The 21,196-nt window shown below is 67.0% G+C and carries 13 protein-coding genes and 1 tRNA gene; 9 read left to right on the top strand and 5 right to left on the bottom strand.

Annotated features, from left to right (window positions below):
- The first annotated feature begins 95 nt into the window (after positions 1–95).
- Positions 96–8,048, top strand: coding sequence for an SdrD B-like domain-containing protein (locus EII35_RS04210; protein ID WP_185744156.1), 7,953 nt, complete (start codon positions 96–98; stop codon positions 8,046–8,048).
- A 42-nt stretch (positions 8,049–8,090) separates the two neighbouring features.
- On the opposite strand, the gene EII35_RS04215 is transcribed toward EII35_RS04210, so the two are convergent.
- Positions 8,091–8,167: transfer RNA gene (locus EII35_RS04215), tRNA-Ile, on the bottom strand.
- Between the two features lie 100 nt (positions 8,168–8,267).
- Between EII35_RS04215 and EII35_RS04220 the strand changes: the two genes are divergently transcribed.
- The 8 genes from EII35_RS04220 to EII35_RS04255 all read left to right on the top strand — a co-directional run bounded on the left by EII35_RS04220 (position 8,268) and on the right by EII35_RS04255 (position 17,325).
- A complete protein-coding gene (locus tag EII35_RS04220; protein WP_125227208.1) occupies positions 8,268–9,245 on the top strand; it encodes a phosphodiester glycosidase family protein in 978 nt (325 codons plus the stop codon).
- A gap of 5 nt (positions 9,246–9,250) precedes the next feature.
- Complete coding sequence (locus EII35_RS04225) at positions 9,251–10,336, top strand: bifunctional glycosyltransferase family 2/GtrA family protein (protein ID WP_125227241.1); 1,086 nt, start codon at positions 9,251–9,253, stop codon at positions 10,334–10,336.
- 4 nt (positions 10,337–10,340) lie between these two features.
- Positions 10,341–11,987 (top strand): DUF885 domain-containing protein, encoded by a 1,647-nt coding sequence (locus EII35_RS04230; protein WP_125227209.1) that lies wholly within the window; start codon positions 10,341–10,343, stop codon positions 11,985–11,987.
- 18 nt (positions 11,988–12,005) lie between these two features.
- Positions 12,006–15,050: a glycine--tRNA ligase gene (locus EII35_RS04235; RefSeq protein ID WP_260465008.1), complete on the top strand. Its 3,045-nt coding sequence runs from the start codon at positions 12,006–12,008 to the stop codon at positions 15,048–15,050.
- A 14-nt stretch (positions 15,051–15,064) separates the two neighbouring features.
- Positions 15,065–15,481: a hypothetical protein gene (locus EII35_RS04240; RefSeq protein ID WP_125227211.1), complete on the top strand. Its 417-nt coding sequence runs from the start codon at positions 15,065–15,067 to the stop codon at positions 15,479–15,481.
- A 216-nt stretch (positions 15,482–15,697) separates the two neighbouring features.
- Positions 15,698–16,066: a roadblock/LC7 domain-containing protein gene (locus EII35_RS04245; protein WP_125227212.1), complete on the top strand. Its 369-nt coding sequence runs from the start codon at positions 15,698–15,700 to the stop codon at positions 16,064–16,066.
- Positions 16,067–16,071: 5 nt separating this feature from the next.
- Positions 16,072–16,545, top strand: coding sequence for a PAS domain-containing protein (locus EII35_RS04250; RefSeq protein WP_260465003.1), 474 nt, complete (start codon positions 16,072–16,074; stop codon positions 16,543–16,545).
- A 3-nt stretch (positions 16,546–16,548) separates the two neighbouring features.
- Positions 16,549–17,325 (top strand): phosphate/phosphite/phosphonate ABC transporter substrate-binding protein, encoded by a 777-nt coding sequence (locus tag EII35_RS04255; protein WP_260465004.1) that lies wholly within the window; start codon positions 16,549–16,551, stop codon positions 17,323–17,325.
- Between the two features lie 58 nt (positions 17,326–17,383).
- On the opposite strand, the gene EII35_RS04260 is transcribed toward EII35_RS04255, so the two are convergent.
- The 4 genes from EII35_RS04260 to EII35_RS04275 all read right to left on the bottom strand — a co-directional run bounded on the left by EII35_RS04260 (position 17,384) and on the right by EII35_RS04275 (position 21,182).
- Positions 17,384–18,859: a carbohydrate-binding domain-containing protein gene (locus EII35_RS04260; protein ID WP_125227213.1), complete on the bottom strand. Its 1,476-nt coding sequence runs from the start codon at positions 18,857–18,859 to the stop codon at positions 17,384–17,386.
- A 13-nt stretch (positions 18,860–18,872) separates the two neighbouring features.
- Complete coding sequence (locus EII35_RS04265) at positions 18,873–19,607, bottom strand: polyphosphate polymerase domain-containing protein (protein WP_125227214.1); 735 nt, start codon at positions 19,605–19,607, stop codon at positions 18,873–18,875.
- Positions 19,604–20,176 carry a DUF4956 domain-containing protein gene (locus EII35_RS04270; protein ID WP_125227215.1) on the bottom strand — a complete coding sequence of 191 codons (573 nt, stop codon included), beginning with the start codon at positions 20,174–20,176 and terminating at the stop codon, positions 19,604–19,606. Before EII35_RS04270 ends, EII35_RS04265 begins: the two co-directional genes overlap by 4 nt.
- Before the next feature lie 151 nt (positions 20,177–20,327).
- Positions 20,328–21,182, bottom strand: a complete 855-nt coding sequence (locus tag EII35_RS04275) for a hypothetical protein (protein WP_125227216.1) — start codon at positions 21,180–21,182, stop codon at positions 20,328–20,330.
- Positions 21,183–21,196: the final 14 nt, after the last annotated feature.

Raw genomic sequence — 21,196 nt, forward strand, 5'->3', positions numbered from 1 at the left:
ATGGGGGTCTGTCGACGTCCCATGCCCGCCACAGCTGCCCGTGGTCGTTGGGGACGACATTCATGGGTGAAAGGGGAAGAAGGACTGTGGCCTCGATGAACAAGAGGGCGTGCGGCAAGGTGCTCGCGGCGGGGATCGTCGCTGCCCTGTCCGCCACGCTGTTCCCGGTGACGGCGCACGCCGCGCCGCAGGTGGGGATGACGATGACCGTTTCCCAGGACGGTACACCCGACTGGGATGGTGACAGCGACCCGGGAAACGACTCCGCTCCGAGTAATGGGATCGTACGTGTCAATGACACCGTCACCTACCGGATGCAGTACAACGTCAACGACACCGCCGGGGGAGGGGTGGCGGTCGACAACGTGACGATCAAGCTGAAACTTCCCAAGGGCTTGTTCATCGAAGCACTTCCTGGGGTGTGTTCCGGGCGTGGCTCACAGTTGACCCCGACCTCGATGCCGAGCCCATCCCTGCCGCTCACCGCGAATTCCGTCAATGAACTTCCTGAGCAGGAACTCGTCTGCAATGTTGGGTCCAAGACCAACGCCTCGGACTCCCTCTCCCTCAGCGCCAAGGTGAGCAACCTGGTGCACAACGGCCAGCAACTCGCCCCGATCTCCGCAGAGATCACCGCAGACGGGGCCACGCCGGTCCAAGCTCCTGACCTGCCGAAGGTCACTGCATCCTCGCGTCTCAAGTGGGACATCTCCAAGAACAGTGTCGCCTTGGTGGAAAACCTCGGCTACATCTACGGTCCCACCAACGACGCCTGTCCGTGGGCACCGACCAAGGTCTGCAAGCTGACGGCCTACACGGCCCTGCTCTCGGCACCTGCGGGTGGCAAGGGAGCGATGCCCGCCATCGGCGACATCACCTTCACCGATGACCTGTCGCCCCGCGCCATGTATCCGGGGCTTCAGGAGGAGCAGTACCAGAGGATGGAGGCCGACCTCGAGCGTTACGGTTCCCGGATCTACCCCTTCGACTCGTACTACTCGGCACCGGCCCCGAAGATCGGGGTCCGCGGTTCCACGGCGGTCAACGCCGTTCGTGACTCGGGCACCGTCGCGATCAACCAGGAGAGCCCTGGAAAGCCGGCGAAGTTCGTCGTGAAGAACGCCGACACCTCGCTCATCACCTACCCGTCCCAGGTGGTTCTGCCTGCCAAGCAGGCCATCCCGGGCACCAACGCCTACGCGTTCGTCACCTCCTTCACCGTCTACACCCCGATCGAGACCATCAGGGACTTCGGGACCCAGTCCGGAACCACGTGGACCCTTGCGACACGCAACGCTTACACCGAGCTCGACATCAAGGGTTTCGAACCTGCCCGCGATGTCCAGACCATCGCGGATCAGCCGGCCTTCAACGACTACCGAGCCACCACGCCGAACATCTCCATCGGCAATGGCTTCTCCAAGTTCTTCACCGGGGTGCCGGGAGAGCCCATGAACACCCCAGCAGCTGAGTTCTCCAAGGGGGATTCCGCACTCGGCAGCGGGCTTCCGGGCAACACGACACTCCGCTCCGGCACCTCCACCGTCGCCCCTGATCAGAAGGTGCAGTCCCAGATGCTCATCGTCGCGTCGAACCCCGCACTGCCGGGGAAGGTCAGCGCCGTGATGTGTGATTCCTGGGACAACACTCGACTCCACCTCGAGGCCAGGGACGTGCCCCGGTCCACGGACCCGGGTACCGGACTGCAACAGGTGCCCTCGAACGGCGCTCCCGTGTGGATCTCGGGATACAGCAATGTCCTTCGCGGAAACGTCACGACCTATGCACGTGAGGCCTCCGAGGTGCCTGCGTACAAGGTCCAGTACTCCGCCACCCCGGGTGGGCCGAGCGCGGCATCCGAGTGCGGCGAGGCCGCGGGCCCGTGGTACGACACGCCCGAGGAGGTCCCGGGCAACGACGAGGCGAAGAAGGCCCAGAAGATCTACACCGGTGTCGGCAGGGTCCGGGTTCACCTGGTCATTCCGGAGCCGGTGAGCAATGACTCACTTCTCGGCAGCGGAATCCGTCTGATCGTCGCCACCAGCCTGCGAGTGGCGGTCAATGACCTCCCGTCCGGGGACATCCTGCCGAACTACGCCTCGGTCAAGCGGGTGAACTTCGAGGAACTGTCCATGGAACAGGTGCTCAATCACGCTGATCGATGGGGCCGCAGCTTCTACGACAAGGAGACCCATCGGGGACAGTACGGCGACCGTGTCATCAAGTCGTTGTCCCAGGTGCGTGTGACCAAGCAGGTGCGTCGCGGCACCTCGGGAGAGTTCAGCAAGACCCCGCCCCAGGTGACCGGTAGCAGCACCGAGAACGAGGCGAACATCGTGCAGTGGCGGCTGAAGCCGTCACTGACCTCTCCGGCTGCTGCTCCCGGCCTCACCCAGGAGGTCTGGGTGGAGGACTGCCTGCCCGCAGGATTCCACTTCGCGGATGCTTCCTTGCCGCCCGCCCTCGTCGTCGAGGGGTCGACCCCGGGTGACTCCAAGCTCTCCGGGGGCAAGCAGTGCGGTCCAGGAGCCACCTACCTCCGCTGGGTGTTGCCGGCACAGGCCGTCAACGCCGACATCCCCGAGATCATCGTGACCTCTGAGGTGTCCCCCGCCGTCAAGGACGGGGTGTACCAGAACACCGTGCAGGTGTGGGCCGACGGGGACAACTCCTTGGCGACCCTGCGTCAGGATTCGGCTGAGGCGAAGGTCACCAACATCGCTGGCATCAAGCTGGAGAAACTGGCCCTCACCCCTGTGGTGCAGGCCAATCGTTCCGGTCAGACCACCGACGAGGTGAACCGGTGGCGGATGCGCATGACCAACACGCTTCCCAGCCCGGATGACCGGGCCATCTCCGACCCAGTGTTCATCGATGTCCTGCCTCGCCATGGGCTGGGACAGAGCTCCTTCAACGGCACCTTCTCGTTCGTCGGGGCCACGGTCACGAAGTACACCATGGGGGCCCAGGGCGAGGGCGACCCCGGGCAGGTGAAGATCCACTACACCGCATCCCCCGATGTGGCCATGGACCCGAACGACCCCTCCAACGGGGCCGATGGTGGCACCACGTGGTGTGACGCTCCGGCTGGCGGACAGGTGGTCAGCGGGACCGGGACCTGTCCGGCGGTGGCCTCGGAGGTGACCGGGTTGCGTGTGACCAAGCCGGGTGCGTTCCCCGCCGACCATGTCATCGAGGTGGAACTGTCCATGAAGGGCGTCGACAACGCGGAGGGCGATGTCTATTCCAACGTCACCTTCGGTCGCGCCACCGGCCTGGCCCTCCCGGTCGGACCGATCACCCGCAATGAACGGGTCATCGGTTCCACCGTCGGCGACCACGCCTGGTTCGACATGAACGAGGATGGCCTGCAGGATGCCGGGGAGCCGGCAGCCTCTGGACTCCGGGTGACCCTCACCGGCAAGGATGACCTCGGAAACGACGTCAACCTCTCCACCACCACGGGTGATGACGGCCGTTATGAGTTCGCCAACCTCCGTGCGGCAGGTCCCGATGGCTATGTCGTGACCTTCGAGAAGCCCGATGGGGCGACCTTCACCACCAAGCAGGCCGGGTCCGACACCACCGTCGACTCCAATGTGAACCCCGATGGGGTTGCCGATGCGATCAGACTGGGGGTGAATCAGGATGATCCGAGCGTTGACGCGGGCTACGTTCTCAAGGGCGGATTGCAGGTGAAGAAGATCGTCTCGGGTGTCGGGGTCGAGGCCTTCGCCCCCCAGGATGAGTACACCTTCAACGTCACCTGCAGCGTGGGTGGCAATCAGGTCGTCAACCGAGACGTCACGGTTGCCTACCAGGCTGGTCAGACCGAGTTCACCAGTGAGGAGATCGGGGACCTCCCGGTCGGTGCCGAGTGTGTGGTGACCGAGACCGCTGCGGGTGACGCGGACCCGACCGGGACCGCGCCCACCAGGAACGTGACGATGACCTGGAACAAGGACACGAAGACGGCTTCCGCCCTCGCCGATGTCACGAACTACTACTCGGCCGGGCAGCTGTCGGTGACGAAGGTCCTCGACGGCGACGCCGCTGCGGTCGCGGAGGCAGGCGCAAAGCAGTTCACCGTCCACGTCACCTGTGTCAAGGGTGACGAAGCGGCCACCGCCGCCGTGGTCGCCGAGGGTGATGTCGTCATCACCGGTGCCGGGACCGAGGTGCTGAAGGACCCGCAGGGTCTTCCGGTCAAGCTCCCGCTCGGGGCCCGGTGCTTCGGCGTCGAGACCGGTACCGGTGGCGCGGTGACCTCCGTCGTGGACCACACGGATTTCAACTCCGCCGTCCAGGTGACGGGTGGTACCCCGGATGCCCCGGTCGAGATCGGACTCACCGCGACCAACACCTTCAAGGACCCCAGGGTCTCGATCACGAAGGCCGTCAAGGATGCCGTCCAGCAGGATGGTGACCAGGCCCGGATCAGCTACGACATCGTGGTGAGCAACGACGGTGAGGTGCCCACCACCTACACCCTCGATGACACCTTCGCCTTCGGCGAGGGGATCGAGGTCCAGCAGGTGGCCCCTGTCGTCGCGGCCCCCGGCACGATCACCCCGTCGGCCGAGTTCAACGGCCGTGACAAGGCCAACCTCGTCACGGATCAGGCGATCGGTGTCGGCGATCGGCACACCTACACGGTGACGGTGCTCACCCGGGTGCCCGCAACGATGACGGAGACGGCCACGGACTGCACCCTCGACCAGGGGGAGAACGGTACGGGTCTGCGCAACAACGCCGCGCTCACCCATCGGGGGACGCAGCAGAATGCCGAGGCATGTGCGGCCGTGCAGTTGCCCAGGCTCGAACTGACCAAGACCCATCGGGACTTCGTCCAGAACGGCGAGAAGGTGGAGATCGTCTACGACGTGAAGGTCACCAACCCCGGTGCCGTCAACACCACGTACTCCCTGACCGACACCCTGAAGTTCGGTGACGGGATCACGGTGGAAACCGCCAGGGTCGAGGCCGTCGATCCGGTCCGGATCGTGCCACTCGGCACCGATTTCGCCGGCGCCACTTCCCTCAAGCTCACCGAGGATCAGGCGATCAAGGCCGGCGAGAGCCACACCTTCACCATTCGGGTGACGGGAACCGTCGCCGAGACGATCACGGCTCAGGCGAAGGACTGCCAGGTCGATGGCGGTGAGAACGGCTCCGGGCTGCTCAACGAGGCCGATGTCACCTGGCCGGGCGGGCCGCTCAACGCCAACGCCTGCGAGCAGGTCAAGGTTCCCGGCAAGCCGAGGGTCGCCAAGGAGGTCAAGGAGTTCGAGCAGCAGGGGGCCGACGCCACCATCACCTATGAGGTGAAGGTGACCAACCCCAGCGAGATCGACGCCACCTACAGCCTCAACGACGAGTTGAAGTTCGGTGAGGGTGTGGCCATCGCTGAGGTGGCCGCCGTCACCGCCACGCCGGACACACTCGTCCCCGCCGCCGACTTCAACGGCGTCGACAGGACGAACCTGGTGACCAACCAGACCATCGAGGCAGGCGCAAGCCACGTCTTCACGGTCAAGGTGAAGGCCAGCGTGGCCGCAGCCATCGTGGCTGAGGCCCAGGACTGTGAACTCGGAGCGGCCGAGGCCGGGACGGGTCTGCTCAACCGGGCGACCATGACCACCGGCGGTGAGGCCACCGAGGTCACCGCCTGCGAGGCCGTCCGGAGGCCGGGCAAGCCGCTCGTGACGAAGGCGGTGAAGGAGTTCGTCCAGCAGGGTGAGGAGGCCGACATCAGCTACGAGGTGAAGGTGACCAACCCCAGCGAGTTCGACAGCACCTACACGCTGGTCGACGAGCTGAAGTTCGGCGAGGGCGTGACCGTGGTGCCCGGCTCGGTGACGGTTGCCGTCGATCCCGCAGCGGTGGTTGCCGATGCCGCCTTTGACGGCGTGGCGAGCACCACGCTGGTCACCGACCAGCCGCTGGCCGCCGGTGCCACCCACACCTACACCGTCAAGGCAAGGGCTACCGTGGCGACCACCATCACCGCGGAGGCCAAGAACTGCGAGCTCCAGGGCGCCGAGGCGGGGACGGGTCTGCTCAACCAGGCCACCATGACCACCGGCGGCGAGGCCACCGAGGTCACCGCCTGCGAGCCGCTCCGGACTCCCGGCGACATCACGATGACCAAGCGCGCCGTGGCCTTCGAGCAGGACAGCCAGGACGCCTCCATCACCTATGAGGTGAAGGTGGTCAACCCGAGCGAGTTCGACGCGACCTACACCCTGGTCGACGAGCTGAGGTTCGGCGAGGGCGTGAGTGTGGTTCCCGGCTCGGTGACGGTTGCCGTCGAACCGGCTGCCGTGACGCCGAAGGCGGACTTCGACGGCGTGACGAACACCACCGTGGTGGCAGACCAGGCCATCGCCGCCGGTGCGACGCACACCTACACCGTCAAGGTCAAGGCCAAGGTGGCGCTGACCGCCACCGAGGAGGCCCGGGAGTGTGAGCTCCAGGGCGGCGAGACCGGCACTGGTCTGCTCAACCAGGCGACGATGACCAGCGGCGGCAAGACGGTCGAGGCCCGCGCCTGCGAGCCCGTCGGGTTGCCCGTCGTGGAGATGGCGAAGACCCATCGCGACTTCGTCCAGGACAACGACAAGGTCGCCATCACCTACGACGTGAAGGTCACCAACTCGGGAACCGTTGCGACGACCTACTCGCTCGACGACACCTTGCGGATCGGTGAGGGGATCACCGTGGACACCGTCGAGGTGGCGGCAGTGGATCCCGCCGAGGTGAAGCCGGCTGCTGACTTCGATGGCCGGGGCAAGCTCCGCCTCGTCACCGATCAGCGGATCGAGGCCGGGGCCACCCACACCTTCACCGTCAAGGTCACGGGCAAGGTCGCGGAGACCATCACGGCCGAGGCCAAGGACTGTGAGCTGGGTGCCGGTGAGACCGGTACGGGTCTGCTCAACGAGGCCGATCTCACATGGGCTGGTGGCAACCTCAACGACACGGCCTGCGAGCCGGTCAAGGTGCCAGGCAGGCCGCAGGTCAACAAGGTGGTCACTGATTTCGACCAGCAGGGGCAGGAGGCTGCCATCACCTACGAGGTGAAGGTGACCAACCCCAGCGAGTTCGACGCCTCCTACACCTTGACCGATGCGCTGAGCTTCGGCGAGGGCGTGAGCGTGGTGCCGGGTTCCGTGGCCGTGACGGCCGAGCCGGCCGAGGTGACTCCTGCTGCCGAGTTCGACGGTGTGGTCCACACCACCCTGGTGACCGACCAGGCCATCCCGGCGGGTGCGGTGCACACCTACACGATCAAGGCCCGGGCCGAGGTCGGGGTGAACGCCTCAGAGGCCGCCCGGGACTGTGAGGTCCAGGCCGGTGAGAACGGAACCGGGCTGCTCAACCGAGTCGAGATGGTGGTCGACGGTGAGTCGCAGACCGCGGAGGCCTGCCGCCCCGTGGCGGTGCCCGAGTTGGCGCTCACCAAGACCCAGCGGGACTTCGTCCAGGACGGTGCCGCCGTGGCGATCACCTACGACGTGAAGGTCACGAACACCGGTGGTGTTGTCACCAGCTACTCGCTCGACGACACCCTGAACTACGGCGAGGGGATCTCGGTTCGCAGCGTTGAGGTCTCGGCTGTCGACCCGGCCGACCTCGAGGTCGCCGCCGATTTCGACGGTCAGTCCAAGCTCAGCCTCGTGAGGGATCAGCAGATTTCCTCGGGTGCCACCCACACCTTCACCATCACCGTGAAGGGCCGGGTCGGCGAGGAGGTCACCGCAGCCGCGGCGGAGTGCGAACTCCAGCCGGGTGAGAAGGGCACGGGCCTGCTCAACGTGGCCGACCTCAGCTGGATCGGTGGGGAACTCACCGACCGAGCCTGTGAGCCGGTGACTCCACTCCCGCCGAGGCCTGAGCCGTCGCCGGAACCGTCCCCCACGCCCACCCCGGTGCCGTCGCCTGAGCCGGTCCCGACTCCGGCGCCCTCTCCGGAGCCGACCCCGGTGAAGCCGGTGAAGCCGGAGCCGCCGAAGGTGCGCCCGGGTCTGCCGAGGACCGGTAGCTGACGAGAAACCCCGTGGGTCCCGAGGGACCCACGGGGTTTTCCGTGGTGGGGCGTGCGGGGCTCGAACCCGCGACCCAAGGATTATGAGTCCTCTGCTCTGACCGGCTGAGCTAACGCCCCGACAGGCCAACAGAGTACATCCAAGGTCCGGTGGACGAGTCATGCCGGGCCCGGAGGTGGGACACAGCCCTGGCACAGCTTCGGTCACGACCGTTGAGGCATGACCAACACAGCATCCTCCAAGCCCTCCCGCCGCACGGTGCTCCTGGGCGCTGCCGGAGCGGTCGGCCTGTCCGCCGTCGGTGGTGCCGCATGGGCCCTGGACCGCTTCCTCATCGAGCACGCCGACGTCACCTCGGCCTCCGAGTACGAAGGTCTGCCCGGCACCCGGTCCAGCATCGCCGTGAACACCGCAACCAGCAGCACGGCCAGCTCCGGTGACGGCGTGATCGACGGCTTGACCTACACCTCCTCCGACCGGCAGGTGACGATCACTGCCCACAGCTCCGGAGAAGGTGACACGGCCTTGGCCTGGTACGTCGCCGACGTGCAGCTCAGCGACGCAACCCTGCTGGAGAGCGCCTTCGCCAAGGACACCTTCGGCACCAACATCATCGACCTGCCCTCCTCGATCCTGGCCCAGGTGGGTGGCCTGTTCGCCATCAACGGCGACTACTACGGATTCCGGGACACCGGAATCGTCATCCGCAACGGGGTCGCGTTCCGGGATGAACCCGAGCGGCAGGGACTGGTGCTCATGCGTGACGGGTCGATGATCAGCTACGACGAGACGAGCACGAATGCCGCGCGGCTCATCGCCGACGGGGCCTGGCACACCTTGTCCTTCGGCCCCACCCTGGTGGATGGTTCAGTCGCTGTGTCGGGCATCGACGAGGTGGAGGTGGACACGAACTTCGGGAACCACTCCATCCAGGGCAGGCAGCCGCGCACCGGGATCGGAATGATCGAACCCAACCACTTCGTCCTCGTGGTCGTGGATGGTCGCAGCTCCGGGTACAGCAACGGGATCACGATGGGCGACTTCGCGTCCTTGTTCGTCGATCTCGGGGCCCGGGTCGCCTACAACCTCGACGGCGGTGGCTCCTCAGCCATGGTGTTCAACGGTTCCCTGGTCAACAACCCACTGGGCCGCAACAAGGAGCGGGGAACCTCGGACATCCTGTGGATCGGTCGGTGACTGCCATGCTGGTCCTCATCCCTGCCTACCAACCGGGCGATCCCCTGGTGGAACTCGTCCGCTCGCTCCGGGCCCACCCCAGCGCACCTCACGTCCTCGTGGTGGACGACGGATCGGGTCCCGCTCACGACGAGATCTTCGCCCTGGCCAGGCTTCACGGCGCCGAGGTCATCCGGTACCGGGAGAATCGTGGCAAAGGCCACGCGCTGAAGACGGGATTCGAACATGCCCGCCGAACCCGACCGGCGGACGTGGTGGTCTGCGCGGACTGCGATGGGCAGCACCGCGTGGCGGACATCCTCAGGGTGGCCGACGTGGTGGATCCGTCCCGGTTGGAGCTGGTCCTCGGACAGCGACGTTTCACCGGCAGGGTTCCCCTCCGTTCCCGCTGGGGCAACAGACTCACCTCGTGGCTGTTCACGGCTCTGACCGGGCTCGACGTCATCGACACCCAGACCGGATTGCGTGCCTACCCGCCGTCCCTCCTGGCGTGGTTGGTCTCCGTTCCCGGTGAGCGATTCGAGTACGAACTGGCCGTCCTGCTCCGGGCCCCGTCCGCAGGGATCGGGATCAAGGACGTGGCGATCGAGACCGTCTACATCAGGGACAACGCCGGCTCGCACTTCCGTCCCCTGATCGATTCCTGGCGGATCTACAGGCCGCTGCTGGCCTTCGCGGGATCGTCCCTCGCGGGTTTCGTCACCGACCTCCTCGCGCTGATGGCACTCGTGTCGGCGACGGGGAACCTGCTGTTGAGCGTCATCGGAGCCCGCATCATCTCCGGGATCGTGAACTACCACCTCAACCGGAGGGCGGTCTTCCGTGCGGGGAATCGCCGGTCACCGTTGCGCTATACGGCTGTCGCGTTGGGGCTGCTCGCCATGAACTACCTCTTGCTGTCGAGTCTCCTGGTGGTCATGCCGCTGGTCCCCGCCAAGGCGCTGACCGAGCTCAGTCTGCTCGCGGTCAGTTTCCTGGTGCAACGGGCATTCGTGTTCACCCGTGAGGAGCCGGAGGAACTCGACCCCATCGATCGGTTCCCCGTCGATCCGGGGAGCCGCGCCCTGACCAGCCGCGAACCTCTATCCTGAGGCCATGCGTAATCCCTCCCAGATCGATGCCATCGCCGAAGCCCACGTGGACGCCCTCGTCACCCATCAGCCGGAGAATGCCACCTACCTCGGCCTGCCGGGGCGCGAGGACCGGCTGAGCGATCATGGGCTGGAGTCCGTCGGGCGGTGGGCTGAGCACCTACGCGGCGTGCTGGGCCAGCTGGAGTCGACGGAAGCCGTCGATGACGTGGACCGGGTGACGAAGGCCGCCATGCAGGAACGTCTCGGTCTGGAACTGGAGTCCATCGAGGCCGGGGATCACCTGTCAGGGGTCAACAACATCGACTGCCCGCTGACCTGGACCCGGGACCTGTTCGACCTCATGTCGTCGGAGACCGACGAGGACTGGGCCAACATCGCCGCTCGCATGGGTGCCGTGCCCCAGGCCTTCCAGAGCTGGGTCGAGACCCTGCGCCACGGCATCGCCACGGGCAACGTGCCCGCACGGCGTGCCGCGCTCGACGCCGCCGGGCAGGCCCGGGACCTGGCAGGGGATGGTGGGCGCTTCCAGCAGCTCGTGGCGGCCTCCGGACGGGAAGGTGCGCTCCAGGCCGACATCGAGAGAGCGGCTCGCTCGGCGAGGGAGGGCGCGGCCGAGCTGGCGGCCTTCCTCCACGACGAACTCGCACCGGTGGCGCGCGAGGCGGACGGTGTGGGGCGTGAACGGTACGAGCGTGCCTCGCGTGAGTTCCTCGGCGCCCGGATCGACCTCGATGAGACCTACGAATGGGGTGTCGAGTCCCTGGCACGCATCACCGCCGAACAGGAGCAGCTGGCCAAGGAGATCTGCGGGGGCACGCTGGCCGAGGCCATCGAGCAGCTCAACTCGGACCCGGCCAACGTCATCCACGGGGTGGACGCCCTCAAGGCATGGCTCCAGACGACGGCCGACGAGGCCATCGAGGCCCTCGACGGGAAGTACTTCACCCTCGATCCCCGGGTGCGCAGGGTCGAGGGGATGATCGCTCCGTCGGCCACCGGGGGCATCTACTACACAGGCCCCTCCTCCGACTTCTCCCGGCCGGGACGGATGTGGTGGTCGGTGCCGGAGGGGGTGACCGAGTTCACGACCTGGCAGGAGAAGACCACCGTCTACCACGAGGGGGTGCCGGGGCATCACCTCCAGGTCGGCCAGGCCGTGGCCCAGGGGGAACGACTCAACCGGTGGCGCTCGCTGGTGTGCTGGGTGTCCGGGCACGGGGAGGGATGGGCGCTCTACTCGGAACGCCTCATGGACTCCTTCGGCTTCCTCAACCCCGCCGAGCGCCTGGGGATGCTGGATGCGCAACGGCTGCGCGCCACGCGCGTGGTGCTGGATCTCGGCATCCATCTCGGCAAGCCGGCGCTCGCCGCGTACGGTCAGGGCACCTGGGATTACGAGTCCTGCTACCGACTGCTGCGCGAGAACGTCGCCATGGAGGAGAACCAGCTGCGCTTCGAGCTGCACCGCTACCTCGGATGGCCGGGCCAGGCGCCGAGCTACCTCATCGGACAGCGCATCTGGCAGCAGCTGCGTGACGCCGCCGCGGAACGTGGGGGAGCGGGCTTCGACCTGCGGGACTTCCACGACCGCGCGCTGGCCGTCGGTTCGCTCCCGCTCGACGTGCTCCGGGAGGTGCTCGCCGGGTAACCTGTCCGCGTGCTGACGATGCAAGACGCCCTGACGATCCTGTCCAACTACTGGACCTCGCGCGGTTGCCTCACCTGGCAGCCCTTCAACACGGAGGTGGGGGCGGGCACCATGAACCCCGCCACCGTGTTGCGCGTGCTCGGACCGGAGCCGTGGGACGTCGCCTACGTCGAGCCGTCGGTTCGCCCCGATGACGCCAGGTACGGGGAGAACCCCAACCGGCTCCAGATGCACACCCAGTTCCAGGTCATCCTGAAGCCCGAGCCGGGGGATCCCCAGGAGCTGTACCTCGGATCGCTGGAGGCGCTCGGCATCGACCTGGACGCGCACGACGTGCGTTTCGTGGAGGACAACTGGGCGCAGCCCGCCATCGGCGCCTGGGGGCTGGGCTGGGAGGTCTGGCTCGACGGAATGGAGATCACGCAGTTCACCTACTTCCAGCAGGTGGGCGGCCAGGACCTCGACCCGATCCCCGTCGAGCTCACCTACGGGCTCGAGCGCATCCTCATGGCCCAGCAAGGCGTCACACACTTCAAGGACATCGCCTACTCCCGCAAGCCCGACGGCACCATCGTGACCTACGGGGAGGCCTTCGGGCAGCAGGAGTACGAGATGAGCCGCTACTACCTCGACGACGCCGATGTGGAGGCCAACAAGCGGCTCTACGAGGCCTACGTCTCGGAGGCCACCCGCATGGTCGAGGCACGGCTGCCCGTTCCCGCCCACCAGTACATCCTCAAGTCCAGCCACGCCTTCAACGTCCTGGATGCCCGCGGCGCCATCTCGACGACGGAACGGGCCCAGGCCTTCGGGACGATGCGACGGCTGATGCGTGACACCGCCGCACTGTGGATCGAGCGAAGGGAGGAGCTCGGGTTCCCCCTGCTCCGGGCCACCGAGGCCACGGAACCGGCCCCGCTGGTGCGGGAGGAGCCGGCCACGGACGAACCCCAGACCTTCGCCGTCGAGATCGGCGTGGAGGAACTCCCGCCGCACGTGGTCGCGAGCACGGTCGACCAGGTGCGCGTCGCGATCGTCGAGGGGCTCGCGGGGTCCCGTCTGACCCACGGCGACGTCGTCGTGCAGGCCACCCCGCGGCGCATCGTCGCGACAGTGGGTGCCGTCTCCGCGCGTGAACCCGACGCCACGACGCTGCGCAAGGGACCGAAGTGGGCGGCGGCCTTCGACGCCGACGGCAACCCGACCAAGCCGCTCGAGGGCTTCATGCGGGGGCAGGGGGTCAGCGTCGAACGGATCGTCAGGGCGGAGGTCGGTGGCTCCGAACACGCCTGCGTGGAGATCGAGGCTTCGGGGAGGACGGCGCTGGAGGTGCTGGGCGGCATCGTGGAGGCGGCGGTCTCCGGCCTGAGGGCCGAGAAGAACATGCGGTGGTGCGATCCCAAACTGTCGTTCTCCCGCGCGGTTCGGTGGCTGGTGGCGCTCTGGGGAGACCAGGTGGTTCCCGCCCGGATCTCGGAGGTCGTCTCCGGTCGCAGCACCTATCTGCAGCGCACCACCGCCGCCACCGCGGAGGCCCGGAAGCGCCCCGACGGCACCCCCGTCGGCTTCCACGAGGTCACCACTGCGGACGACCTCGTGGCCACCATCGCACGGGGCGGGATCCTCCTCGACTTCGAGGAGCGGAGGAACAGCGTCGTCGAGCAGGCCACCCGGTTGGCGGCGGAGGCCGGGGGAGTCATCAACCTGGAGGCGAACGCCTCGCTGCTGGACGAGATCGCCAACCTCGTGGAGGAACCGGTCGGGGTGCTCGGCACCTTCGACGAGCGCTACCTGGAGCTTCCGGACCGCATCCTCGTCTCCGTCATGGCGAAGCATCAGCGTTACCTTCCCGTCCGGGACGCGGAGGGGCGCCTGCTCGCCCGCTTCGTGACCATGGCCAACGGGGCCTGCGACGCCGATCTGGTGGCGAGGGGCAACGAGTCGGTGTTGCGAGCCAGGTACGAGGATGCCCTGTTCTTCTGGAACCAGGATCTCGAGGTGTCATCCGTCGAGGAGTTCGTGCCGGGTCTGGAGCAGTTGACCTTCGAGAACCGGCTGGGCTCCATGGGACGGCGTGCCCGCCGCATCGCGGAGGTCGCAACCTCCCTCTCCGGACGTCTCGACATGGATGCGACCCAGACCGCGACACTCAGCCGAGCGGGGCAGCTGGCCAAGTACGACCTGGCGACCAAGCTCGTCACCGAGATGACGAAGCTGGCCGGGTTCGTCGCCCGTGAGTACGCGCTCCGGAAGGGGGAGCCCCGGGAGGTCGCTGATGCGCTCCACGAGATGGAGCAGCCCCACACCACCGCGGATGAGGTCCCGCAGTCCAGGGCGGGGGCGCTCCTTGCCCTCGGCGATCGGTTCGATCTGCTCATGGCGATGTTCGGACTCGGTGCGAAGCCGTCCGGATCCTCCGACCCGTACGGCCTGCGCCGGGCCGCACTGGGTGTGGTCAGGATTCTCCGCGAGGATGCCGCATTCACGGAACTGTCGGTGCGGGACGGGTTGCTGGCCGCGGCCGAGGCCTTGCGGGGGCAAGGCGTCGAGGTCTCTGAGGACGCCGTCGAGAAGGCGGAGCAGTTCGTCATCGGTCGCTTCGCCCAGCTCATGCGCGATGAGGGGCGTTCCGCGGAGCTGGTGGCAGCGGTCCTGCCGGCAGCCACCCATCCGGCGGATGCGGCGACGAAGGCCCGCGAACTGGAGCGGCTCATCGGGGATCCGGAGTGGCGACGGCTCGTCGAGGCCCTGGTCCGGATCCAGCGGATCGTCCCGGCGGGCACCGAGCCCGTCCTCGAACCCGAGGTCCTGGTGGACGATGCCGAGAAGGCCCTGGCGGCTGCCGTGGCGGGTCGTCGACCGAGCCGCGATGTGGCCGAGTTCGCCACCGTCGCACGCGAGCTGGTCCAACCGATCACCGAGTTCTTCGACGAGACCCTCGTCATGGCGGAGGAGCCCAATCTCCGGGCGGCACGGCTGGGGCTGCTGGCCTCCGTGGCCGCCCTTGCGCCCCGGGGACTCGACTGGGCCGCCATCGACACCGCCACCAAGATCATCCAGTGAGCGAGGAAAGGACGATGGACCTCTCACCCAGCGGTTGTGCCGTCGCCGCCCCGGCGAATGATGACGGCGAGTACACCTTCACCTGGGACGGAGTGGAGTTCCGCGTCGACGAGGAACTCCGCCGCAAGCTGGCGAAGGGCAGGACGGGGGCGGGACTCTTCGACGAGATCGTCCGTGGGTATCTCGCAGCGATGCCCATGGTGGCCGCAGCCCTCGTCGAGGAGCTCGGGGACCCAGCCGAATTGACGCAGCTCGGCGAGACCCCCGAGGCGATCGCCGCCTTCCTCGGCCCGGTGACGGTCGATGCGGTGTCCGCGAAGTGGGGGACCCGGCTGAGCTATGTCGAGCACCGCATCGACGAGGATCACGTCCTCGACGTGGAGATCACGGGGGTGTGGGAGTCCATCGACGAGGTCGTCCTCGACGGGTGAGCCCCGAAATGAGCAGAAATATCGTTCATTGTCCGAAAGGCTGACAGAAGCGTATATTCCTGTGTCCATGGGGTCCGGGAGCCTGGCCGAAAGGGTGGTCAGGGCCTCAACCTACGCTTGAGTCTATTGACAGGTGCTGTAACTTTCGTCAGACTCACAGTTGCCGATTAGCCAAAAGGACGGCAAGGTCGGGAACCCGAAAGACGAAGGAAGACCATGTCCAGGATTGACCAGATCGAACAGTTGCTGAAGCGGCTCGTCGCTCTCACCCCGGATTTGGAGGGGGCAATCCTCGTCACCCTCGACGGCCTGCCGATTGCATCGGCTTTGGCCGGGGGGACTGACGAGGACCGCGTCGCCGCCATGGGTGCTGCCGCATTGGCCACCGGATCCCGCACTGTGAGCGAACTCTCCCGCGGCGAGCTCGAGCAGGTGCTCGTGAAGGGTAGCGAGGGCTACATCGTGCACATCGCCGCCGGTCGGGAGGCCGTCCTCATGGGCATCTCCAACGGGCTGGCGAAGCTCGGCATGATCCTGTTCGAGATGAAGTCCACGGCCAAGGAACTGGCCCGCGAACTGGCATGAGTGTCATGGAGGACATGACCTGCGAAGGGGAACCCCTTCAGTGGACGTACCACGATGGCTCGACCCGCCGTATCGTGGTGACCGATGTCGAGACGATGTTCCCCTCGGGTGAGTTGATCGTCTCGCAGACCGACCGTGATGGCATCATCACCACGTGCAATGACGCTTTCGTCATCATGTCCGGCTTCGAGAAGGAGCAGCTCATCGGCGCCCCCCACTCGATTCTCCGGCATCCCGACATGCCGCGGGCGGCTTTCGCCGACCTGTGGAACACCGTCAACCAGGGCAGGCGCTGGTCCGGCTACGTGAAGAACCTCCGTGCGGATGGCGGGTTCTACTGGGTCTACGCCACCGTGATCCCCAAGATCCGCGGTGGCGAGATCGTCGGACACACGTCGGTGCGGCGCGAGCCGTCGCGGGACAAGGTGGCTGAGATGTCCGCCGTCTACGCGCAGATGATCCAGGATGAGGGGCGCTGACGGATGAGCATGCACTTTGCGATCAGCCCGGACGTCAACGTCCAGAACGTGACCGACTGGTTCATCCTCAACACGAAGGTCCAGCGGATCACGGGGCTCGCCTTCACGCCGACGGCCTACACCGATTTCGCGGATCTCCACGACGCCTTCGAGGCGGGGAGGGCCGACATCGTCTACGCCAATGCGGCGGACACCGCGTACCTCGTGCGCGACAAGGGGTACCTCCCGGTCGCCTGGGCCGGCGGAATGGCCAAGGAAGCGGTCATCGCCGTGGCGGAGAACAGCGAGATCCGAGCCATCGCCGATCTCAGGGCGCCACTGAGCGTCGCCGCGACGGACGCCCCCGATGTGGAGCGGGTCTGCCGGATCATGCTGGAACCGGCGGACATCGGGTACCGCGACGTGGAGGTGAACGTCCGTCCGAACCCGGTGCTCGTGGCCAAGGCCCTGCTCCAGGGGCAGGTCCAGGTGGGATTCTTCCCGCAGAACTCGTATGACGAGCTGTCCTCGATGGTCCGGGACCAGCTCCGCGAGCTGGTGAGGAGCCACATCTACGTGGTCAGGAGCAGTCTGCTCGCCAGCCCGCAGCTCGCGGACCACGTCGAGAAGCTCTGGACGGGGCTCGACGCCCTCGCCAAGGAGCCGGGGAATCAGGAGCTGATGCGTGCCCTCGGCGCCCCGAACGGCTGGGAACGCCTGGAGCAGGAGGACACCGAGTTCATGATCGACCTCATGGATGCGCTGTCCCAGGACGGCGAGGAGCCCCGGCGCCGGGCCTGATGCATGGGACACGAGCGCGACGCTCAGCACCTGGGTGCTGAGCGTCGCGCCGTTCAATTCAGGGACGCTCTCCGCCGGGACCCCCGCCGGCCGGGGGCTGCATTCCCCGCTGGTACTGGTTTGAGGCGACGGTGTCCACTTCCGTGCCTCCCACCGTGATCCGGTAGTTCCCCTCCGGGTCGATTGCCGGGCCGGAGTAGAGGATCGAGGCGTACTGCTTCGTCGACTCCTGCGACGCGATCACGGTGCCGTTGGAGTCAGCGATGGTCACCTCGCCGGTGGCGCCACTCGCCAGGGTGGTGAAGACGAACCCCTGCGTGGAGGCCTGAGTCGGTGTCTCGGCCATGCCGGAGGACCCCAGGGCCCACAACTCGCCCCCGGTGATGACCAGACCTTGATCCACATCAATGGTGCCGTTCCCGTCGTTCGTCGGTCCCAACACCGTGACGGAGCCTCCTGAGATGGACGCCGAACCGTTCGAGTCGATGCCGTCGCCATCCGCGTCGACCACGACCGTGCCGCCAGAAATGGTGAGGCCCGTCGGGGCATCGCCGGAGATGTTGATGCCGTCGTCGCTGCTCGTCACCGACAGCTCACCGTCCGCGATGACGATGGTCTGGGCCTCCAGGCCCTCGACCGACTCGGTCACGGTGACCTTCCCACCCGAGATGGCGACATCCGTGAATCCCGTGATGCCGTCATCGCCGGAGGCGACGGTCAGTTCACCGCCGGAGATCCACACGAAGCCTCGATCGGTGTCGGTCTCGTTGTCCGCCTTCACCCCGTCGCCTGTGGCCGTGACCCGGACCGTGCCTCCCGAGATGATGACGTGGTCCTGCCCGCGGATCCCGTCGTCGACGGCTGTCACCTCGATGGTCCCCTCGGCGATGACGAGACCATCCGAGGAGTTGATGGCGTCGTTGTTGTTCCCGGTCAGCCGGAGCGTACCGGACCCTGCGATGGTGAGGTCGCTGCTTGAGTCGATGGTCGAGGAGGGGGCGCCGTCGGAGGTGTGGGCGTAGGTCGTGGCGTCCGCCATGCTGTTGGTGGTGCCGGCGGCGAGGAGGAGCGTCACCTTCTCGGCATCGGTGACGACGAAGGGCGAGCCGGTGTCGCTGTGGAGGTCGACCCCGTTGAGGATGACCTTCACCTCCTGGGCATCCGGGGCGACCACGATCTGTCCGGTCAACGAACCGCTCAGACGGTAGACACCGCCGGCGGTGATCGTGACCGTCGAGCCGGAGATCTCCACCCCGTCACCGGATGCCGTGGCCGAGGTGCCGTTGAGGCTGATGTCGACGACCGAGCTCTCGTCGTACACGGTGTCGCCGTCCATCAGGTGTGACTGCTCGTTCTCGGCCAGCAGGGCGGCGAGCTCGTCGCTGCCCGAATCCGTTGTGGCCGAGGTGGTGGCGGTCGTGGTTTCGGTCGTGGTGGCGGCGACGGAGACGTCGGACGACCCGAGGGCCGAGCATCCGACGAGTCCAGCGGCCAGCGCGAGGGAGGCGAGGCCCAGGTGAATCCTGCGAATCATGAGTGGTGTCCTTTCAGAAATGGTTGTGGAGGGTGTTGTGCCAACGGTTCGAGGGCAGTTCTGGATGCAACGCCGCCATTCCGGTGGCGAACTTGGAGAGGCGGCGGGGCCGGTGGCCGGAACGCCACAGCACCCCGTCGAGGGAGGTCGTGTGACGGTGTGACTTGGTCTCCGCGATGGCGAGTTCGGGGAGACGGAGTGTGTGGCCGTGGCTGCTCCACGTCAGGTCCTGGTCCAGGGTGAGACGGACGTTCCCCTCGGGTCCCAGTAGCGTGGTGCGGGTGTACGTCGTCGTCAGAACCGGCTTCAAGCACTCGGGTCGGACCCCTGCCACCCCGCCTTCGGCGAGGCAGGCCGCGATGAAATCGAGGTGTCGACGATCCAGGGTGAGGAGGCCGACCGGGTGGGGTTGACGGTGTTTCACCGTGGCACCGCCATGGCGGATCTTGACCTCGAGATGCGACTCACCCGAGTCGCAGTACTGACGAATCCGTACCTTGAAGCGGTGAGGACGTCCCCGTGCCGCGAGGAGATAGGAGTCACGCGCAGGGGTGTCGAAGTAGACGGACCTGTAGTTGAAGGTGTGATGGCCGTCGATGTCCAGGACACGTGTCCCGGCAGGGAGATGGGCGGCCAGGTCCGGTACAGCCGAACGGGGGAGCGTGTACTTCCGGTCCATGCGGGTCAGCAGGGAGGCCGTCGTGCTGAGTTCCGCCAGCCCCACGGGGGCGAGTCGTTCCCAGATCATGAGAGGGTCTCCACCCGCTTCGGGAGTGCGAGGGCCGATCCGGGGCGGTACCGCACCTCGACCAGAGTCGTGTCGCTCACGAAGTCGACCCGTTGCACGGTGATGCCGAGGATCCTCGCCCCGAGACGGTTCGCCACCTCGTGGGTCAACTCATGGTGGTCGGTGATGGCCCGGTCGAGTTGGACCACCTGTCGTTCGGTCGCCCGCTGGAAGGACGGGCGATCCGCCACGGCGAGGACCCCGACGATGGCCGCCATGAGCAGGCAGCCGAGGACGGAGGTCGACATCCCGCCGAGGATGCCCAGGGCCAGGGCGCTGAAGTAGTAGGCGACCTCGTGTTGGGCCAGTTCGTCGGAGCGGAGCCGGATGATGGACAACACGCCGAACAGCCCCAGGCCCAGACCGGCGGATGCGGCGCTGTTCGTCAGGGCGATGGAGACGGCCATCACGCCGACGTTCACCCCGAGACAGGCGACTGCGAGGTCACGTCGATGGTGGCGTGGCAGGTAGATGAGGAAGACGAGCACGGTGATCGCGAGGAGATTCGCGACAGGGGGTAGGAGTTCCATGGCTGGGCCTCGGGCGGTCGGTCGAGGGCGGATCCCTCGGTCTGATCACCATTGCGCCAGCCCACCTTGTGGGTTTCCTGTGAACGGAGGAGGTGTCCGTTGTGAGTAATCACCCATCGCCCCGAGGGCGTCGCTCAAAGGGTGCGGATCCTCACAGTTTGCGCTCCGGCGAGGGGCTGCCCGGGCCGGATTCGCTCCCCGAGGGTTGCTGCATCGACGGTGTGTCGGAGCGACTCGGCGGTCCCCCGGCGGAGTCGCTCTCGTCGGGACTGGGGGATCCGCTCTGCGGGGAGCCGGAGGGGCTGCCGGAACCGCCGGAGCCCTCGGCGGAGGACGGGATCGGTGGGGGCGGCGAGACCTTGGGCTGGTTCTGGAACACCAGGATTGCCAGCAGGACGGCGACCGCGGTCATCAGCAGCATGAGCAGGAAGCTGACGAGGATGGAGATCCAGCCGGCCCGATCCTTGCGTCCCGGCCAGGCGAGTGGCCAGATGCGGGAGGTGCCGCCCTTGGTGTTGCCCCACCAGTGGAGGAGGAAATCGGGGCCCTTCGGCGACCCCAGCTGCGGTGTGTGCACGAGATCGACGGCCTCGAGGATGCGGCCCGCTTCGGCGACGGCGGTGAGGGTCCCGTCGAAGGCGAGGGCGACCCATGGGGCCAGGGGAGCGTGGGAGGCGACGATGGGATCGTCGTTCTCATCCCGGAACCGGACCGCGAGCCGTCCCTCATCCTGGCCCTGTCCACCCCGGGCCACAACCGTGTCGATGTGCATGGCGTTGATCTCGCCGGAGAATCGGGCCCGGGCCGCAGCGTCCCGGGCCGCCCCGTCGTTGAGGAGGATGAGCATCACCGGGTCGGAGCCGTCGGAGTGGGCGCTGTAGGCCACGCCCGCGGGGGACGCGTGGAGCCTCGAGTCGAGCCAGAAGTCACCCACTCGCAGGGGATCGTGCTCCTCGAGCGGGTGGTGCTCGGCCGGGAGGAGGGCGGGATCAGGGATGGCAGTCATCAGGGACAATGACA

The sequence above is a fragment of the Arachnia propionica genome, from assembly GCF_003932785.1.
Lineage (GTDB): Bacteria > Actinomycetota > Actinomycetes > Propionibacteriales > Propionibacteriaceae > Arachnia > Arachnia propionica_B.